Origin of the sequence: Neisseria gonorrhoeae (assembly GCF_013030075.1) — a bacterium.
GTDB classification, from domain to species: domain Bacteria; phylum Pseudomonadota; class Gammaproteobacteria; order Burkholderiales; family Neisseriaceae; genus Neisseria; species Neisseria gonorrhoeae.
The window spans coordinates 1687208-1702329 of record NZ_AP023069.1; the positions used below are offsets into that span (position 1 = coordinate 1687208).

Annotated in this window: 12 protein-coding genes and 1 pseudogene; 8 read left to right on the forward strand and 5 right to left on the reverse strand. The window is 57.0% G+C overall.

The features are described 5' to 3' along the window. Positions 1 to 71: 71 nt before the first annotated feature. A complete protein-coding gene (locus HT085_RS08845; protein ID WP_003691904.1) occupies positions 72 to 2477 on the reverse strand; it encodes an LPS-assembly protein LptD in 2406 nt (801 codons plus the stop codon). 69 nt (positions 2478 to 2546) lie between these two features. Between HT085_RS08845 and amgK the strand changes: the two genes are divergently transcribed. After that, complete coding sequence (gene amgK, locus HT085_RS08850) at positions 2547 to 3551, forward strand: N-acetylmuramate/N-acetylglucosamine kinase AmgK (RefSeq protein ID WP_003689901.1); 1005 nt, start codon at positions 2547 to 2549, stop codon at positions 3549 to 3551. A 56-nt stretch (positions 3552 to 3607) separates the two neighbouring features. Here the strand turns inward: amgK and HT085_RS08855 are convergent, their stop codons facing one another. Continuing rightward, positions 3608 to 4306: a thiol:disulfide interchange protein DsbA/DsbL gene (locus HT085_RS08855; RefSeq protein WP_003689902.1), complete on the reverse strand. Its 699-nt coding sequence runs from the start codon at positions 4304 to 4306 to the stop codon at positions 3608 to 3610. Positions 4307 to 4743: 437 nt separating this feature from the next. Here HT085_RS08855 and murJ point away from each other — a divergent pair, with 437 nt between their 5' ends. From murJ to recQ, 4 genes are all read left to right on the forward strand, one after another. Further along, positions 4744 to 6282: a murein biosynthesis integral membrane protein MurJ gene (murJ, locus tag HT085_RS08860; protein ID WP_003691906.1), complete on the forward strand. Its 1539-nt coding sequence runs from the start codon at positions 4744 to 4746 to the stop codon at positions 6280 to 6282. Positions 6283 to 6414: 132 nt separating this feature from the next. After that, entirely contained in the window at positions 6415 to 7374 is a 960-nt protein-coding gene (locus HT085_RS08865; protein WP_003691908.1) for a YheT family hydrolase, read from the forward strand. Between the two features lie 50 nt (positions 7375 to 7424). Then, positions 7425 to 8207: an indole-3-glycerol phosphate synthase TrpC gene (trpC, locus tag HT085_RS08870; protein WP_003689906.1), complete on the forward strand. Its 783-nt coding sequence runs from the start codon at positions 7425 to 7427 to the stop codon at positions 8205 to 8207. A 62-nt stretch (positions 8208 to 8269) separates the two neighbouring features. Further along, entirely contained in the window at positions 8270 to 10573 is a 2304-nt protein-coding gene (recQ, locus tag HT085_RS08875) for a DNA helicase RecQ (protein ID WP_003691910.1), read from the forward strand. A 36-nt stretch (positions 10574 to 10609) separates the two neighbouring features. Here recQ and HT085_RS08880 read toward each other — a convergent pair whose 3' ends face one another. Then, on the reverse strand, positions 10610 to 11983 hold the full coding sequence (locus HT085_RS08880; protein WP_003698956.1) for a hypothetical protein: 1374 nt from the start codon (positions 11981 to 11983) through the stop codon (positions 10610 to 10612). Between the two features lie 118 nt (positions 11984 to 12101). On the opposite strand from HT085_RS08880, the pseudogene HT085_RS08885 reads away from it, so the two are divergent. After that, a pseudogene (locus HT085_RS08885) lies at positions 12102 to 12212 on the forward strand (IS5/IS1182 family transposase); the annotation flags it as partial. Positions 12213 to 12292: 80 nt separating this feature from the next. Here the strand turns inward: HT085_RS08885 and HT085_RS08890 are convergent. Together HT085_RS08890 and bioH are read right to left on the reverse strand one after the other, a co-directional pair. Then, the gene (locus HT085_RS08890) at positions 12293 to 13081 is read right to left on the reverse strand and encodes a class I SAM-dependent methyltransferase (protein ID WP_003689910.1); all 789 of its coding nucleotides are present in this window, start codon (positions 13079 to 13081) and stop codon (positions 12293 to 12295) included. Next, entirely contained in the window at positions 13078 to 13827 is a 750-nt protein-coding gene (bioH, locus tag HT085_RS08895; protein WP_010360850.1) for a pimeloyl-ACP methyl ester esterase BioH, read from the reverse strand. Before bioH ends, HT085_RS08890 begins: the two co-directional genes overlap by 4 nt. Between bioH and HT085_RS08900 the strand changes: the two genes are divergently transcribed. Further along, on the forward strand, positions 13826 to 14551 hold the full coding sequence (locus HT085_RS08900; RefSeq protein ID WP_003689912.1) for a ComFC family protein: 726 nt from the start codon (positions 13826 to 13828) through the stop codon (positions 14549 to 14551). The two genes, bioH and HT085_RS08900, sit on opposite strands and share 2 nt — an antisense overlap. A 64-nt stretch (positions 14552 to 14615) precedes the next feature. Continuing rightward, positions 14616 to 15080 (forward strand): tRNA (uridine(34)/cytosine(34)/5-carboxymethylaminomethyluridine(34)-2'-O)-methyltransferase TrmL, encoded by a 465-nt coding sequence (gene trmL, locus HT085_RS08905; protein WP_003689916.1) that lies wholly within the window; start codon positions 14616 to 14618, stop codon positions 15078 to 15080. The last annotated feature ends 42 nt before the right edge of the window (positions 15081 to 15122 follow it).

Below are 15122 nucleotides of genomic sequence, written 5' to 3' on the forward strand. Positions count from 1 at the left end.
ATGGCGGGTTTGGGGTTGTCGGTGGAATGCTATCTTGTGCAGGAACGGTGCTCCTGCCGGGTTTCCGACGGTCAGGGCCGTTTGTTGCGTCCGGCGGAAAGAGAGTGGGCGGGGATGTAGCCGGGAACGGCGACATCCATCCTGCCTGCGGGGTTTCTGCCGACGCTGCTGAGGTCTTTCAACTGAAGTGAAAAAAAGACGGCGTTTTTGTAGGTGTTTTCGCCGGTAACGTAGCGTTGGGCGTACACGCCCGCGCCCCAGCAGCCGCAACTGCTTTTGTATTCTGCACCGGCAAGCATTTCTATCGGTTTTTTGGCTTCAAAACCGTAGTTGTAGCGGACGACGGCAGACAGGTTGCGCGTCAGCGGCCATTGTGCGGACAGGTCGAGCTGGCTGAGTTTGTCGTAAAAATAGGAACCGTCCGCCTGCAGGTAGATTTTTTCGTTGCGCCCGTATTTGTAGCGGGCGTTCAACACTTTTCCGGGGGCGGGGCGGTAGCCTGCGCCGACGGCGTAATGTTCGGCGCGTTTGTCGTTTTGGTTGTAGTGGATGCTGCTGTCGAGGGTGAAACGCCCGCCTATGCCGCCGGAGGCGAATGCCACCCAGTCGGAACGGCTGCGCGGATTTTTGCCGACGCTGCCGTCAAGCATCACCGCATCATCCTTGAAATAGAATTTCTGACCGATACCGGCGCGGAAACGCTCCTCCCCCGTCGCGCCGTCCAAAATACGGCTCTGCACGGCGGTGGAAAGGCTGTTGGCGGCGTTGATGCGGTCGTTGCCGTAATAAAGGTTTTCGCGGAAAAGCTGCCCGTAGCCGAAGCTGCTTTCCGACGAATCGAAATTGGGCAGGTCGTTTTGAGATTTGGCAGGAATATAGTTGTAGAACAGGCGCGGCTCGATGGTTTGCACGACTCCGCCGCCGAACAGGCGCGTATTGCGTTCGAAGGTTGTGCCGCCGTCGATATTGACAACGGGCAAAACGCGCCCGACGCTGCGGGATGCTTTGCCGCCGAAACTGTCGAGGCTGTAATAAGTGGCGTGCAGCCCCAGTTTGGGGCGGACGTAGCCCCAGCTGTTGCTGAAATCCCATTTGATACCGGGATACACGACCAGTCGGCTGCCGTCTTGGCGGCCGTCTTGGCTGAAGCGTGTAAATTGTGCGGACACGCCGATTTGCGCCCTGCCTGCGTTTTTATGCCAATCGGCAGAAAGGCGGGGCATGATGGCGTAAGGTTCGTCTTTGTAGCCGCTTTGGTTTGCCAGCGTCTGGTATTTCTGAACCGAAAGGCCGGCATTCAGGCTGCCTCCCGCCGCCCTGCCGCCATAATCCAGCCATACGCGGCGGTTGAGGTTGACGTTGCCGGCGATTTCTTCGCCGCCGTAAAAGTCGCGGTAGTAGCCGCTGTCGGAGACTTGGTTGAAATCGACACCCGCCTGAAGCGTGTCGGAAATGTCGTGCCGGTGCTGCCATTTTGCCTGATAGCGGTTGTTCCTGCCGCTTTTCTTATCGTGCGGCAGCCAGGTCAGGTCGGTCTGTCCGCTGTAATCGGGACGCAGGTAACGGATTTGTCCGTCAAACGTCGCGCCGCGTTCGCCGATAATGCCGGGGGCGAAAGTGGCATCGAAGTTGGGGGCAAGGTTGAAATAATAGGGGACGGAAAGGGAAACGCCGTCCGAACCGGCAGATACGGACGGGACGAGCAGTCCGCTTTTGCGGTTGCCGTCAAGCGGGAAGTCCGCCCAAGGCGTATAGAAAAGGGGGACGCCGCCGAACACGAAGGCGGCGTGTTTGGCAACGCCTATGCCTTTTCCCCGATCGGCTTCGACAGAGGCGGCCTTGACATACCAGCCGGCATCTCCGGCGGAACAGGTGTTGAATTGGGTTTCCGTCAGTTTGTAACGCCCTTCGCCCAACATTTCGGCGGTGCGGCTGACGCTTTGCAGCCGCCGTCCGCCTTGTTCGGTTTCCATACGGACGTTGTGCGCTTCGCCGGTCTGCTGATCGAGATTGTAGGTCAGGGTTTCGCCCCGAATCAGCGTACCGTCCTGTTGGAGGGCGAACCGGTCGCCTACGGTAACGGTGTCGCCCGACTGGTCGTAATCCGCCCAATCGGTATTGAGGACTGCGCCGTCCCGTTCGATGATAACGCTTCCTTCCGCGCGCACCTTAACCTGCGACTGTCCTTCCATCCTGTCGGCAACAATGCGCGTATAGTCTTCGGGGACGGATGCTTCGCCGCTGCCTTGGACGGCGGCTTCGGTTCTCTCGGGGCTGCCGCTTTCGTTACTGCAAAACAGGCAGGTCGAACCGAGGGTCAAATCGGAAGCTTGTGCGGATTCGGACGCGCCCTGCGCACCGCCTTCTGCGACACGCCCGTCCGCCTCTTCCGCCGCAACGGTATCGGCGGCGCAATGCGTGCCGAAACAGAAGCCCAATGCCAGCACCAGTGGTTTGAGTGAAAATAAACGAGCCAAAATCGCCCCTCAAGTCGGTTTACCGGTTAGAATAGTGTTTATTGTAACCCGAAATGCCCGGATACTGTTATGCAACGGCAAACCGAACTGAAAAATTGGCTTCAGACCGTTTATCCCGAACGGGACTTCGATCTGTCCTTCGCGGCGGCGGATGCTGATTTCCGCCGCTATTTCCGTGCGGCGTTTTCAGACGGCGGCAGCGTCGTCTGTATGGATGCGCCGCCCGACAAGATGAGTGTCGCGCCTTATTTGAAGGTGCAGAAGCTGTTTGACATGGTCAATGTGCCGCAGGTATTGCACGCGGACACGGATTTGGGGTTTGTGGTATTGAACGACTTGGGCAATACGACGTTTTTGACCGCGATGCTTCAGGAGCAGGGCGAAGCGGCACACAAAGCCCTGTTGCTGGAGGCCATCGGCGAGCTGGTCGGATTGCAGAAGGCAAGCCGTGAAGGGGTTTTGCCCGAATATGACCGTGAAACGATGCTGCGCGAAATCAACCTGTTCCCGGAATGGTTTGTCGCAAAAGAATTGGGGCGCGAATTAACATTCAAACAACGCCAACTTTGGCAGCAAACCGCCGATACGCTGCTGCCGCCCTTGTTGGCGCAGCCCAAAGTCTACGTGCACCGCGACTTTATCGTCCGCAACCTGATGCTGACGCGCGGCAGGCCGGGCGTTTTAGACTTCCAAGACGCGCTTTACGGCCCGATTTCCTACGATTTGGTGTCGCTGTTGCGCGATGCCTTTATCGAGTGGGAAGAAGAGTTTGTTTTGGATTTGGTTATCCGCTACTGGGAAAAGGCGCGGGCTGCCGGCTTGCCTGTCCCTGCCGAGTTTGACGAGTTTTACCGCCGGTTCGAATGGATGGGCGTGCAGCGGCACTTGAAGGTCGCGGGCATCTTCGCACGCCTGTACTACCGCGACGGCAAAGACAAATACCGTCCGGAAATCCCGCGTTTCTTAAACTATCTGCGCCGCGTATCGCGCCGTTATGCCGAACTCGCCCCGCTCTACGCGCTCTTGGTCGAACTGGTCGGCGATGAAGAACTGGAAACGGGCTTTACGTTCTAAACCCAATCAAAATGCCGTCTGAAAACCAAGTTTCAGACGGCATTTTTCAAACGGGCCTACTGCGCGGCTTTTTGTTCTTCACGTACTTTGTCCGCCAAAAGGTCGATGGTGTTCATACCGGACTCCCAGTCGGCAAATTCAACTTTATATTTGCCGCCGACGATAACCGTGGGCGTACCGTCGATTTGGAAGGTTTCGGTCAGCTCCTGCATTTTGCCGGCGCGCGCCTGACTTTCGGGGGATTCGTAGGCGGCAAGGACTTTTTTGCCGTCAAAGGCGGTTTGTTCGCCCAGCCATTTTTTGAGGACTTCCGGCTCTTGCAGCTTGATTTTTTGGTTGACCATCGCATCGAAAATATGGCTGTTCGCCACATCTTTGCTTTCGGCGGCAGCCATATCGACGGCGGCGGCGAGGCGTGCCAGCGGCAGCATTTCTTTCTGCCAGACGACGTGTTCGGTACGCAGGTACATATCGTCTTTAAAAGACTTGGCGTGTTTGCTCAAAACAGGTTCGAGGCGGGCGCAGTGCGGACAAAAATAGCCGAAAAACTCAAGCACTTCAACCTTGCCTGCCTGCTGTTGGGGAATCGGGTTGGCAAGGACGGTGTAGTTTTGCCCTTCGACCAGTCCTGCCGGGGCGGCGGCTGCCGAAGCGGCAGGCGCGCTGTCGGCGGGGACGCTGGTTTGGACTTTGCTGTCGCACGCGGCAAGGGCGAACAGGGCGGCAACGCCGAGGGCGAGGTGTCTGGATTTCATACGGCTCTCCGTGATGTTGGAAATAAATCGGATATTGGTATTTTATTGTATTTTCGCGTGTTGATACAGTTTGCCGCCGAAAAAGGACGTTTTCGTTTCGGGAAACCGCTTCAGACGGCATCAAACCCGATGCCATCCGAAGCGGTTTCTGTCGTACAATACGCGCCGCCCCGGACGGATACGGCTGTTGGGGAACAATGATGTTTCAACACACAGGACGGCACATAAAGCACCGCCCTATGCGTTGCCCTGATTTGGAAGGGTTACACCCCTTTCAAATATAGTGGATTAACAAAAACCGGTACGGCGTTGCCTCGCCTTGCCGTACTATTTGTACTGTCTGCGGCTTCGCCGCCTTGTCCTGATTTTTGTTAATCCACTATAAAGTCTGATCCTGCCGCCCTAAAGGGCGGGGTTTCAACCGAAAAGGAAACACGATGAATATGCTTGGAGCTTTGGCAAAAGTCGGCAGCCTGACGATGGTGTCGCGCGTTTTGGGATTTGTGCGCGATACGGTCATTGCGCGGGCATTCGGCGCGGGTATGGTGACGGATGCGTTTTTTGTCGCGTTCAAACTGCCCAACCTGCTTCGCCGCGTGTTTGCGGAGGGGGCGTTTGCCCAAGCGTTTGTGCCGATTTTGGCGGAATATAAGGAAACGCGTTCTAAAGAGGCGACGGAGGCTTTTATCCGCCACGTTGCGGGAATGCTGTCGTTTGTGCTGATCGTCGTTACCGCGCTGGGCATACTTGCCGCGCCTTGGGTGATTTATGTTTCCGCGCCCGGCTTTACCAAAGACGCGGACAAGTTCCAACTTTCCATCAGCCTGCTGCGGATTACGTTTCCTTATATATTATTGATTTCTTTGTCTTCTTTTGTCGGATCGATACTCAATTCCTACCATAAGTTCGGCATTCCCGCGTTTACGCCCACGTTTTTAAACATCTCTTTTATCGTATTCGCACTGTTTTTCGTGCCGTATTTCGATCCGCCCGTTACCGCGCTGGCGTGGGCGGTTTTTGTCGGCGGTATTTTGCAGCTCGGTTTCCAACTGCCGTGGCTGGCGAAACTGGGCTTTTTGAAACTGCCCAAACTGAATTTCAAAGATGCGGCGGTCAACCGCGTCATGAAACAGATGGCGCCTGCGATTTTGGGCGTGAGCGTGGCGCAAATTTCTTTGGTTATCAACACGATTTTCGCGTCTTATCTGCAATCGGGCAGCGTTTCATGGATGTATTACGCCGACCGCATGATGGAGCTGCCCGGCGGCGTGCTGGGGGCTGCACTCGGTACAATTTTGCTGCCGACTTTGTCCAAACACTCGGCAAACCAAGATACGGAACAGTTTTCCGCCCTGCTCGACTGGGGTTTGCGCCTGTGCATGCTGCTGACGCTGCCGGCGGCGGCCGGACTGGCGGTATTGTCGTTCCCGCTGGTGGCGACGCTGTTTATGTACCGAGAATTCACGCTGTTTGACGCACAAATGACGCAACACGCGCTGATTGCCTATTCTTTCGGTTTAATCGGTTTAATTATGATTAAAGTGTTGGCATCCGGCTTTTATGCGCGGCAAAACATCAAAACGCCCGTCAAAATCGCCATCTTCACGCTCATCTGCACGCAGTTGATGAACCTCGCCTTTATCGGTCCGTTGAAACACGCCGGGCTTTCGCTCGCCATCGGCCTGGGCGCGTGCATCAACGCCGGATTGTTGTTCTTCCTGTTGCGCAAACACGGTATTTACCGGCCCGGCAGGGGTTGGGCGGCGTTCTTGGCGAAAATGCTGCTCGCGCTCGCCGTGATGTGCGGCGGACTGTGGGCGGCGCAGGCTTGCCTGCCGTTCGAATGGGCGCACGCCGGCGGAATGCGGAAAGCGGGGCAGCTCTGCATCCTGATTGCCGTCGGCGGCGGACTGTATTTCGCATCTCTGGCGGCTTTGGGCTTCCGTCCGCGCCATTTCAAACGCGTGGAAAGCTGACCGATGCCGATATCCTTTTTCGGAAAACGCTTTTTCCGCGCCTATATCCGGGCGCGCATCGCCCGCGTCCGCACCGGCCGGACGGGCTGCCGCATCACCAATGCCGTCTGAAAACAGAAAAACCGATACCTTATGATTTTGACACCGCCGGACACGCCCTTTTTCCTCCGCAACGGCAATGCCGACACGATTGCCGCCAAATTCCTGCAACACCCCGCACCCGCATACCGCCGCGAGATGCTTCCCGACAGCACGGGTAAAACCAAAACCGCCTACGACTTTTCAGCAGGCGGCATTTCGCCCGATGCGCCGCTGGTCGTGCTGTTTCACGGTTTGGAAGGAAGCAGCCGCAGCCATTACGCGGTCGAACTGATGCTCGCGGTACGCAATCGGGGTTGGCACGGCGCAGTCGTCCATTTCCGCAGCTGCGGCGGCGTAGCGAACACCGCCCCGGTGTTCTACCACTTGGGTGATACCGCCGAAATCGCCTTTGCTTTGGACACGCTCGCCGCGCGTTACCGTGAAATATACGCCGTCGGCGTATCGCTGGGCGGCAACGCGCCGGCAAAATATTTGGGCGAACAGGGCAAAAAGGCATTGCCGCACGCCTCGGCCGCCGTATCCGCCCCCGTTGATGCAGAGGCGGCAGGCAGCCGCTTCGACAGCGGCATCACGCGGCTGCTCTACACGCGCTACTTCCTCCGCACACTGATACCCAAAGCACGTTCGCTCCAAGGTTTTCAGACGGCATTTGCCGCAGGGTGCAAAACACTGGGCGAGTTTGACGACCGTTTCACCGCACCGCTGCACGGCTTTGCCGACCGGCACGACTACTACCGCCAAACTTCCTGCAAACCGCTGCTCAAACACGTTGCCAAACCGCTGCTCCTGCTCAATGCCGCCAACGACCCCTTCCTGCCGCCCGAAGCCCTGCCCCGTGCAGACGAAGCGTCCGAAGCCGTTACCCTGTTCCAACCTGCACACGGCGGGCACGCCGGCTTTGTCAGCAGCACCGGCGGCAGGCTGCACCTGCAATGGCTGCCGCAGACCGTCCTGTCCTATTTTGACAGCTTCCGCACAAACAGGCGTTAACGGTTTGATGCTAATATTCCCCCTTTCCCCGGACAAATACGGAACACGACATGACCGACATCCTCAATAAAATCCTTGCCACCAAGGCACAGGAAGTTGCCGCCCAAAAAGCCGCCGTCAACGCCGAACACATCCGCGCACTTGCCGCAGAAGCCGCGCCCGTCCGCAGCTTCATCGATTCGATACGCGGCAAACACCGCCTAAACCTGCCCGCCGTCATTGCCGAAATCAAAAAGGCAAGCCCGAGCAAAGGGTTAATCCGCCCCGACTTCCGCCCTGCCGAGATTGCCCGCGCCTATGAAAACGCCGGGGCGGCGTGTTTGTCGGTACTGACCGACGAACCCTATTTCCAAGGTTCGCCCGAATACCTCAAACAGGCGCGCGAAGCCGTATTGCTGCCCGTGCTGCGCAAAGACTTCATCATCGACGAATACCAGGTTTATCAGGCGCGCGCATGGGGGGCGGATGCCGTCCTGCTGATTGCCGCCGCACTGGAACAGGGACAATTGGAACGCTTTGAGGCGCTGGCGCACGAATTGGGCATGACCGTCCTGCTCGAGCTGCACGACGAAACCGAATTGGAAAAATGCCGCAACCTGACCACGCCGTTGCGGGGCGTAAACAACCGCAACCTGCGGACTTTTGAAGTCTCCCTCGACCAAACCCTGTCGCTGCTGCCCGCGCTGGAAGGCAAAACCGTCGTTACCGAAAGCGGCATTACAGGCAAGGCGGATGTGGAATTTATGCGGGCGCGCGGCGTGCATACCTTCCTGATCGGCGAAACGTTTATGCGTGCCGACGATATTGGGGCGGAAGTGGGCAAACTCTTCTAAAATCCCGATTTCAGACGGCATATTGCCGCCGACCGACCAACACCCTTACCGGACACGGAACAATGACGCACCGACCCACCGCCAGACAGATTTTGCACGAAGTATTCGGCTATCCCGAATTTCGCGGCAGGCAGGAGGATGTCATCAATACTTTGGCAGGCGGCGGCAGTTTGACGGTGCTGATGCCGACGGGCGGGGGCAAGTCTTTGTGTTACCAGATTCCGGCGCTGATGCGCGAAGGCGTGGCGGTTGTCGTATCGCCGCTGATTGCGCTGATGAACGACCAAGTGGCCAGCCTGCATGTGGCCGGGATTGAAGCGGCGGCAGTCAACAGCGGCACATCGGCAGATGAGGCGCGCGAGATTGCCGACAAGCTTGCCCAAGGCCGTCTGAAGCTGCTTTATGTCGCGCCGGAACGCTTGGTTACCGACCGCTTTTTACGTTTTCTCGACCAACAAACCGTCAGCCTGTTCGCCATTGACGAAGCGCACTGCGTCAGCCGGTGGGGACACGATTTCCGCCCCGAATATCAACAGCTCGGTATGCTTGCCGAACGCTATCCGAACATCCCGCGCATCGCCCTGACCGCCACCGCCGATGCCGCCACGCGCGCCGACATCAAGCATTATCTGCACTTGGACGACGCGTCCGAATTTGTCTCCAGCTTTGACCGCACGAATATTTATTATCAGGTTATCGAAAAAAACAACGGCAAAAAACAATTGCTGGATTTCATCCGCAAAGAAATGACGGGGCAAAGCGGCATTGTGTATTGCCTAAGCCGCAAAAAGGTTGAAGATGCGGCGCAGTTTTTGCGTGAAAACGGATTAAACGCGATTCCGTATCATGCCGGTTTGAGCATGGACGTGCGCGAGGAAAACCAACGCCGCTTTACGCATGAAGACAATATTATCGTGGTGGCGACCGTGGCGTTCGGCATGGGCATAGACAAACCCGACGTGCGCTTTGTCGCCCATCTCGATATGCCCCAGAGTGTCGAACATTTCTATCAGGAATCAGGGCGCGCCGGCCGGGACGGGCTGCCTGCCGTGAGTTGGCTGTGTTACGGCTTGAACGATTGGGTGTTGCTGCGCGAACGGATTGCCGAAGGCAACAGCGACGAGGTGCAAAAGCAAATCGAAATGCAAAAACTCGATGCCATGCTTTCCGTCTGCGAAACCGCCGCCTGCCGCCGCGTACTGCTGCTCAAACATTTCGGCGAAGCATCCGAACCCTGCGGACATTGTGACAACTGCCTGCATCCGCCCGTACGGTTTGACGGCACGGTGTTGGTGCAAAAATTACTCAGCTGCGTGTACCGCGCCGGACAACGCTTTGCCGCCGGTTACATCACCAACCTTTTGCGCGGCAAAAGCGACGATTGGATACGCGGCAACCGGCACGAGCAACTGTCCACATTCGGCATCGGCGCGGAATTGTCCGACAAAGAATGGCGCAGCGTCATCCGCCAGTGCATCAGCCTCGGCTACCTCACCGTCAACATTGCCCGATATCAGGCATTGCAACTGACCGAAGCCGCCAAAAAAATCCTCAAAGGCGAAACCGAAGTGATGCTGCGCCCGCTCAAGCGCGACAAGCCCGCCACCCGCACCCTCAAAGACAACTGGCTGCGTACCGAACGCGAAGAACGCCTGTGGCAGGCATTGCGCGTTTGGCGCATGAAACAGGCTGAAGCCGAAGGCATCCCCGCCTATATGATTTTCGGCGACAAAACCCTGCGCGACCTTGTCGAAAAAATGCCGCAAAACCTCAACGGGCTGCACGACATCTACGGCTTGGGCGAAGCCAAAACCGAACGTTTCGGACACGGCATACTCAAAGTCTGCCAAAACGCTGCCGACTTTAGCCACGATGCCGTCATCCGTCCGCAAACCGAACGCGAACAACAACTGCGTCAAAAACTCGAAGCCTGGCGGTATGAACAGGCAAGGGCGGAAAACTGCGCCCTGCATACCGTCCTCTCCGACGAAAGCCTTGCCGATATGCTTGCCGCCACGCCCGAAACCGAAACCGACCTCGAAGCCGTACACGGCTTGGGCAGCGTACGCGCCGCCAAATACGGACGGGACATCCTCGCCGTCTGCCGTCCGTTTTCAGACGGCATCGATGAAACCGCCAAACACAAACGCTGCCTGATGCGCGCCCTGATTCAATGGTGCAACGAAACCGCAAAACACGAACAGTCCGAACCCTACCGCATTCTCAGCAAAGCCGCCCTGCGCGCCATTGCCGCCAAACAGCCGGAAGGTTTGGCGGAGCTTGCCGCCGTATACGGCGTAGGCGAAGAAAAAGCCGCACGTTACGGTGCGGCGGTGTTGGCGGTGTTGGAACGGGATGCCGTCTGAAGCCCGTTACCAAGTTTCAGACGGCATTGCCTCTGTTTAAAAATTCCTGTTTTTATCAAATATTTCAAACAGTTTTTCCTTGTCGGCACAAGACCCATCCGGTATCAGGTCCAATATCGTTTCCAACGCCTCGGCAATATCTTCCCGCTCTACCGTGTCGATAAAGTGTTTTTTGTCCATTTTGTTGAAACCTCCGGTATAGGCTTTGACCGCCTCTGCCAGCCCCTCCCCTGTGTTTTCAGGCGGATTGCCGAGCAGTTTGACCACGCCGGCACGGGTTTTCCGGTACAGCTCCGCCGCTTTTTTGGCATGGCTTTTCGGGATATGCTCCGCGCCGTCCCAATCGCGGAAGGGGTTGTCGAAATTTTGCGCCAGCCATTCGGGTTTTCGGGCTTTTTCTATCCACAGGTCCAGCCCGTCTTCCTTCCGTTTCTTATAAAGTTTCTTCACTGCCTTCGCCGCCTCTTCGGGCAGGCTGCTCATCCACAGCCTGTGCAGCTTCGGCAGCCGGTCGGGATGAGGGATGTCGTCCGCGCCGAAACCGAACAAATCTACGGCAGTGAACACTTCCAAATCCTCAAATCCCGATACGGCGGAAAAATTGGCGATATTGCCCGGTTTGCCCCACAGCCGTATGGTTTTGAGCTTGGGATACGTTTCCGACAGGTTTTGCATATCGAAATCGGCAATGCCCATGACGTTGACGGCGGTCAGGTTTTCCAAACCCCGCACTTTGGGAACGCTTTTGCCCACTTCCAAAATCAGACCCGCGCCCTTTCCGGCGGTACAGACCTTGCAGTTTTCCTTGATTTCGCCTTTCAGGTTCAGGCTGTCCAAGCCTTCGTTCAGATAAAGCGATTCCACGCCGGTCATATCGACAGAAAGGTCGGTTATGCGCGTATTGCTGAAATCCAGCACGGTCTGACCGTGGTTTTCCAGACACAATCGGGTGATAAACGGATATTCCTCCAGATATTCATATAGATTTTTATGCCACTTGGTCAGAAACAGCGAAGACAGGCAGGGAAACGCCTTCAGTTCCATCGCGTCTTCAAAATCATCCCAAACATCGCTCAAATTCTGTTTGGATATGCCGTATTCCCGTCCGGCAAACATCACGGTATTTTTGCTTTTGGCGGCTTTTTTGAATGCCTTTCTCTGTTTTTCGGGTATCTGCCGCCATCTCAACTGACGGTACACGTCGTAGCCGTCGCCCCAAAAAGAGGCATACCGCTGCGTGTCTTCGCCGCACAGCGGCGCGGTATTCCCAACCCGTACATATCCCGTCGGCACGACGGCACTTGCCTTATACATGTGCAGACCGCGTTCCCAATACATAAAGTCTTTGTAAAGCGGTTTCAAATCCGCCAGCTCCGCCGCCCCAAGCGGTTTGTTGCCCCGCCAGTCCAAAGCCAGCAGGGTCGCATGTGTTTTTTTGCCACCGTGTTCTTCAACTCGGGTAACCTGGCAGGCAGTGTACTGCTTCAGTCTGATGTTATAGACGCAATATACGTCTCCGGCATCGGCACATAGTGGATTAAATTTAAATCAGGACAAGGCGGCGAAGCCGCGGACAGTACAGATAGTACGGCAAGGCGAGCCAACGCCGTACCGGTTTAAATTTAATTCACTATACATCGGCATTTCCTTTATTTCTGTCGGTTTTCACAGACAAATGCCGTCTGAAACTTGGAAACGGCTTCAGACGTCATCTGCACATCATCTCTTCGGAAAAAAACGCACCACGTTCTCCCCCTGCGGCAGCACCAGTTTTTTCACGGCGTGTCCGTACACCGTTTCCAGCGTAATGCCCAAACCGCCTTCCCGTTCAAATATCGCCCCGACACACGAACGCGCGGCGTTTTCGTCGTCCCACGCCACCGCCCGCCAAACGCCCAGCGTGTCCATATCCGCCCAAAACGTTTCCGCCTTTTTGTAGTCCAACACCAGCTTCGCCGTATCGGTAACTGGATCGTAAAAGCCGTTTTCGGCGAGCATATCGCCCAAGTCGTGCATATCGGGAAACATCACGCTGCGGCTTTCAATGCCGTTTTCTTTCAGACGGGATTTCAGTTCCGCCAAGGTATCGCGCCCGAAGCAGGTGAAAAACAGCAGCCCGTCCGTCTTCAGCGCGCGCGCCCAGTTGTGCAGCACGGGAAGGATTTGTTCCGCCGCCAACAGTCCGAGGTTCGACCACAACATATCGGCACACGCTTCGGGCAGCGGCACGGTCGGGGATTGGCAGTGCTGCACCACGCCCCTGCCCGTCAGTTTTTGCCAGAAACCGCCCTTGCGCGCGGCTGCGGCAGCCGCCAAAAAATCCGCACGGGAATCGTATTCTTCAAATACCGCCAGCGGATAGCGCTTCGCCAACAGGCTGCGGCTGATGTCCGCATCCGCACCGGCAAGCAGGATATGCCCGGGCGCGTTGCGGACGAGTGTCAGGCGTTGGTCGGTATGTTCGGCAAGATGGCGGTGAACCTGCCAGCATTTGTCCTGCGGATTCATGTCAAACCCCCTTCGACAAAGTCGCGGTACAGCGCGGCAAACACTTCCGCATGGCTCAAAAACGGCGCGTGTGCCGCCTTTTCCATCACAACCAGCCTGCTTCCTTTCAAATGCCGATGCAGATACTCGCCCATACGCGGCGGTGTAATCGCGTCTTTGCCGCCGAACACCAGCAGTACCGGAACATCTATCTTGTCCAACAAATGCCGCACATCCGCCCTTTCCGCCGCGTCCAAAGCTTCCTGTAAGGCTTGAGGCGTGCCGCAGCGCGCCAAATCGGGCAGGATTCTGCCGATGATTTCGGCGGCATCAGGCGTGTGCAGAAGCTGGAGTTGTAGAAACTGTTTGATATGTTTGGCATAATCCGTTCGGAACGCGCCGACCATTTTGCCCAGTGCAGGCGCGGCAAGCCCTTCGGGATAGTCTTCGGCAGCCGTCAGCCGTGCGAAACTCGCCGTCAGGCAGAGCGAACGGACTTTGTCGGGATGGCGCGCCGCCAGATACAGCGCGACCAATCCGCCGAGTGACCAGCCGAGAATGTCGGCCGACGTATCGATTTGAGCGGCAATGCCGTCGGCAGCTGCCTCAATATCGAAGGGTTGCGCGAAGGGCGCGTCCCCGTGTCCGGGCAAATCGACGGCGGACACCGGCCACGTTGCGGGCAGGCGCGGCATCAAATCGTCGAACGCGTGGCGGTTCGCCCCCCAACCGTGTATCAGGTAAACTTTTTTGGCAGCATCAGGCATGAATTTTCTCTCTTGTTGGCGGCGCATCGCAGACGCGCCCACTATCAGGCGTTGCGTATTATGCCACGGTTCGTCCGGCGTTTCAGACGGCATCTGCGCCGGCTGCAATACCGATTTGGCAAGTTTCCGCACCGACGCGGCAAACAGCTGCCCCCTGTGTTTCAGGCACGTTCAAGGCGGCGCGGTGTGCGGCGGATGTCAGAAAAAACCGCCCGCATTCGACCGGATGTGGGCATCGCTGCATTACGAACCGCCCGTCAGCAATATGATACGCGCGCTGAAGCACTTGGCTGATTTGGGCATGGCGCAGCCGCTGGCAGACCTGACGATGCAGAATCCGCCCGACCGGCTTTCAGACGAATGTTTCGATTTCGTCCTACCCGTTCCGCTAAGCAGGGAGCGGCTGCTGCAACGCGGGTTCAACCAAAGCGAGAGCATCGTCGGGTTGTTGGCGCAACGCTACGGCTGGCAGATACTGCCCCGACACACCGTATTCCGACACCACCGCCCGCCGCAAAGCACGCTCAAAGGCGGCGAACGGCGGCGAAACATCAAAAACGCCTTTGAAATCCGCACACCGATACCGGAAAACTGTAATATTTTGTTAATCGACGATGTCTTTACCACCGGCGCGACGCTGGACGAATTGGCAAAGACGCTGAAAAAATCGGGCGCAAACCGAATCTGCTGCTGGACGCTGGCACGCACGCCAATGAAAAAATAACTAAATTTTTTGACACCCCATCCGCCTTATGGCAAGGTTACGCGCCTATAAGTGATTGATATTTATGCTTACCATCGTTTTATATCAGCCGGAAATCCCCCCGAACACGGGCAACATCATCCGCCTGTGCGCCAATACCGGCGCGGATTTGCACCTTGTCAAACCGCTCGGCTTCCCATTGGATTCCGCCAAAATGAAACGCGCCGGGCTCGACTACCACGAATTCGCCAGCCTGACGGTGCACGAAAACTTCGACGACTGCCTCAAGTCGCTGGCAGGCCGACGTATTTTCGCCCTGACCACCAAAGGCACGGCGCGCCCCGATGAAACCGCGTTTCAAAAAGGCGACGTTTTACTGTTCGGGCCGGAAACGCGCGGGCTGCCTGCCGACATCCTCGACAGCCTGCCCGCCGCGCAAAAAATCCGCCTGCCGATGCGGCCCGGCAGCCGGAGTATGAACCTTTCCAACACCGTCTCCGTGATTCTCTTTGAAGCGTGGCGGCAACACGGTTACGCAGGCGGCGTTTGAACGCAGGTTCATGCCGTCTGAAAACCGTTCGGACACATTCCG